This is a genomic window from Streptomyces brasiliensis (genome assembly GCF_014647875.1).
Taxonomy (GTDB): domain Bacteria; phylum Actinomycetota; class Actinomycetes; order Streptomycetales; family Streptomycetaceae; genus Streptomyces; species Streptomyces brasiliensis.
This window is the reverse complement of sequence record NZ_BMQA01000175.1, coordinates 1-3,753: the sequence shown is the minus strand read 5'-3', so window position 1 is coordinate 3,753 and position 3,753 is coordinate 1. Positions and strand designations below refer to the sequence as shown.

Sequence of the window (3,753 nt, the reverse complement as noted above, 5' to 3'; positions counted from 1 at the left end):
CATCGCATACTTGAAGTCGATGCGGCAGCGCACCGCCTCGGCCGCCTGACGGTCCGACAGACCAAGCACGAACTGCAGCACACAGACAGTAGCCAGCTGGGCAGGCGAGAGACCCGGACGCCCGTCACGCGGATACCAGTCCGCGAAGTCCTCGTCACACCACAGCCCGTCCAGGCGGTCTCTCACCCACATCGCCGCCGTACCACCCGGGTTGCTCGCCCGCGCGATCTGCACGGTAAGAGGCGGGACTTGCTCACCGGAACGAGGACGGAGCGACAACGGACACCTCGACAACTGCATGGGCTCTCGGAAACACCCCGAGCATGCCCACCGATCACCCCGGCGCACTGGGAAACTCCAAGATCCCCGACAGAGTCAAGCTCAGTTGATGGTTGACAGGTTGACGTCGGGTGACGCTTGACGTCTGCCCTAGACATCTCATGCCGTCGGTGGGTCAAGTTGGGGCGCGAACAATCACGAGGCCGGGCCGCTTAGGCCTCCCCCGCGCGGTCGGGTGGTCGGGTGGTCGAGGGAAGCGGTAGCGTCCTCGGCGTGCTGGACGGCCCTGACGTGTCGGTGGTGCTGCGGGGCGGGGTGCATACCCGCTCCCAGGCCTGGGACTTCGTGCGCTGGTTCGCCGACGCATGGATGGGTCGCCGTCTGCGAGTGGAAGACGGTTGTGCCGAGGACGAGTTGGCCGCTGCGGAGGTTGATCTGGGCTTCGAGCTTCCGGCTGCCTTGCGTGAGGGTTTTGAGCTCTTCGGCCGGCGGGACGACCTGACCCGACAGCAGGACCCTCTAGTCCGGCCGACCGGCCTCTACGTCGACGACGCATTGAACGGTGTTTTGGTCTTCCGACGCGAGAACCAGGACTGCGCGTACTGGGGGATTCCGCTGGACGAGATCGAGCAGGAGGATCCGCCGGTCGTGGTGGAATCGCGCGAGGGTTGGATTCCCTTCTTCGATCGAATGTCCTTGGCCTGGGTGGAACTCGTGCTGAGCGAGTCGCTCTTCGGGGCAGACAGCCTCTACGACGCCTGCGAGCTCCCGGACGCGCTGGTTCCGAGCCTCCACGCTCGCTATGGGCGGGTGGACCTGCCTGACCATCCGATGTGGGCGAGCGCGGACGACTCGCCGCTGCGCTGGTATGCGGCTCCCGGCCGACTGGTGCGCCGGGACGGCATTGAGGACCAGTCCTGGATTCACGCGCGTGGACGTACACCTGCCGCTCTCGAAACCATTCGGGCAGAGCTCCCCGGACCGTGGGTCTGCTGACCCCAAGCCGAGGCAAGCGGTGTTAAGCATCAGGTGAAGCCACAACGTCAAGCATCAACCGAGACAAGACACAGACAGACGACCGAGAGCTGTTACAGGTTTCTCTACCTCATTAAGCCCCGGCTCCGCTGCGGGCGCCGCTCCTGCCTCCGGCCCGCTCCGCCCGCGCTGCGCCGACGCGCGCCCACTGGTGGATAGGGCCGGTGGCCACGAGTCGAGCACCGCACATCGCGGCCACGGTCAGAACAGTGCCTCCGGCGGGGGATCGGCCGGCACCGGGATGGAGGGGGCGCCCTCTCCGACCGCGGGTCCGTCGTGGCGGATGTTGGGGGCTCCCATCCCGCACACCATCGACCCAGGCAGAGCCGAGCAGACGCGGCCCTTGGCGTCCAGGTCGTTCGTACAGTGGCGCGCTCCACCTGGACGCCAGGAACCACGCCTGCTCCACGGCGTGTGGGTCGACGGCGTACGGGATGGGAGCTGGGGAGGGTGGTGGGTTGGGGAAGGTGGGACGCCACCGGTACAGCAGAAGGTGACCACCCGTACGGGTCTGGGCGCATGCGCGGTCAGGACTGCCGAGTTTGACTCCACGTATGAGTACCGATCAGCCACTGCCGGACTCCGAGGAGCCGTTGTGGGGGAAGCCTGACGTACCCGGTCCGCCGACCGATATCCCACCGCTGGCGGCCAGGTGGCGGCGGCTTCTGGCGCGGATCATCGACTACGTCCTGATCATCGGAGTCCCCTCCAACCTCATTGTGTGGATCTACGATCGCATTCAGCCTGCTCTCGGCTTGATGGGGAGCGCACTACTGGGCGTGATCTTCTGGCTCGTGTACATCGGCTACGACGGCTACCTGCTCACCACCCGCGGCCGGACCTTCGGCAAACAGTGGATGAAGATCCAGGTCGGCATGCTCCATGACGGATCGCTCCCGGCCGGCTGGCCTGGCTGGCTGCGCGCCGCGGCCTACGGCCTGCCGGGGGTCCTCGCGGGCGCCGGATGGGCGCTCTGGGCGATCAACGTCCTGCCGGCGTTCGTCCCGTCCGTCCTCGGGATCCTCTGGTTGATCAACGTCCTGTGGTTGCTGTGGGACAAGCCTTATCACCAGGCGCTGCACGACAAGGTGGCCAAGACCGTCGTGGTCTCGGCCCAGTGACCGGTACTCACGGTTCGGCGGCGCTCTGACAGCCGTATCGCCCGATACGCGGGCTCGGCCAACCTTGTTGTTGAGCCCCGACGTCCCGGGCTCGGAGCCCGTGCCCCCGACGTGCCCGATGGAGCGTCAACTGACGGGGAACAACGGGGAACGCAGGCGAGCGTCCACGGAACGCACAGGTCGCGCGGTCAGGTGCAGCTTGGTGGTCAGGCCGCCGTCCTCGGGCGGACGGGCGCCCTCGCGGCATGCCGCCTTTCGGAACGGCCCATCGTGCCTATCTCGCGGGCTGTACGGCATGCGGAATCGGAAACGACCGGGTAGAAGGGGCGTCCCTGTCGCTCGGGACACGCGAGCCGTGATGCTGCTGATGCTGGAGATGACAGGAGGTATGAGCCGGGGTCCCACTGGAAGGTGGACCTCACCCTCATCAACGTGGAGCTCAAGCCACCAGGAGAGCCCATGAAAACTGCACGCCGCTTCGTTCACACCGCCACCACCGCCAGCTTGACCGCCGTTCTGACCGGCGCGGCAATGGGCGGGGCCACCGCCGTCAGCACCCCCCAGGACTTCGCGCGCACCGGCAGCCTGCGCATCGCAGCCACCGCCGGGGGCCCGGTCACCAGCCCGCCTCGCGGCGTCGCCGCACAGTGGGTCGACACCACCGACGCACCGAGCGGCATCACCGTCAAGCTGCCCGGCAGGGCCAAAGTCGAGCACGACTCGTTCACCTTGAGCGGTAAGACCTACCAGATACGGCGGTACAAGGTCAGTGTCGGGAAAAACAAGGTTGCCTTCGAGGTCGTGGACATGCACGGAGCGGATCCCAAGCCCGAACTGGACCCGGCCGTCCGCGGCGCTGCCGCCTCGATCAGTGGGACCATCACCAGGAACCAGCCCCTTAAAGTCGCCGGCCACTCCGCCCGCGAGGGCCGGATCACGTTCGACAACCACGGCGTCCCGAGCGTGACCCTCGTCCGTTCCGTCGCCGCCGACGACCACCTCGTCGGACTCGTGGCCGGCGGCCCTGCCACGGACGAGCATGGCGTGAAGCAGCTCTACCAGCAGCTCACAAGCTCCCTGCGCATCCCCTGACGTCCACGAGGGGCGCCTACGCCGCCGGTCAGGCCGGCCACGATGCGTGCGCTGATCTCGGACCGCCGACGCTGACGAGGTGCCCGTGCCCCATCCGTGCCCGCTAGTGCGGGGAACCGCAGGGAACCACGGTCGCGAGGGGGCACAGGACAACAGCTTCTGACCGCAAAGCGGCGGCGACGTCCGGCGTCCGGTCCGCGGACTGCGCCGGCACCCCCACCGCCGC

4 protein-coding genes are annotated in these 3,753 nt (G+C 67.6%); 3 read left to right on the top strand and 1 reads right to left on the bottom strand.

Annotated elements, in window-relative coordinates; all coding sequences use genetic code 11:
• A partial coding sequence (locus IEZ19_RS49370; protein WP_229841732.1) for a transposase occupies positions 1–234 on the bottom strand: 234 nt, incomplete at its 3' end.
• A 318-nt stretch (positions 235–552) separates the two neighbouring features.
• On the opposite strand from IEZ19_RS49370, the gene IEZ19_RS49365 reads away from it, so the two are divergent.
• From IEZ19_RS49365 to IEZ19_RS49355, 3 genes are all read left to right on the top strand, one after another.
• Complete coding sequence (locus tag IEZ19_RS49365) at positions 553–1,275, top strand: SMI1/KNR4 family protein (protein ID WP_189317893.1); 723 nt, start codon at positions 553–555, stop codon at positions 1,273–1,275.
• A gap of 593 nt (positions 1,276–1,868) precedes the next feature.
• The gene (locus tag IEZ19_RS49360; RefSeq protein ID WP_229841731.1) at positions 1,869–2,435 is read left to right on the top strand and encodes an RDD family protein; all 567 of its coding nucleotides are present in this window, start codon (positions 1,869–1,871) and stop codon (positions 2,433–2,435) included.
• A 459-nt stretch (positions 2,436–2,894) separates the two neighbouring features.
• Positions 2,895–3,527, top strand: a complete 633-nt coding sequence (locus tag IEZ19_RS49355; RefSeq protein ID WP_189317892.1) for a hypothetical protein — start codon at positions 2,895–2,897, stop codon at positions 3,525–3,527.
• The last annotated feature ends 226 nt before the right edge of the window (positions 3,528–3,753 follow it).

Bases quoted from the DNA above. Each gene is read 5' to 3' on its own strand.
- IEZ19_RS49360 (WP_229841731.1), top strand. From the start codon at position 1,869: ATGAGTACCGATCAGCCACTGCCGGACTCCGAGGAGCCGTTGTGGGGG.
- IEZ19_RS49355 (WP_189317892.1), top strand. From the start codon at position 2,895: ATGAAAACTGCACGCCGCTTCGTTCACACCGCCACCACCGCCAGCTTG.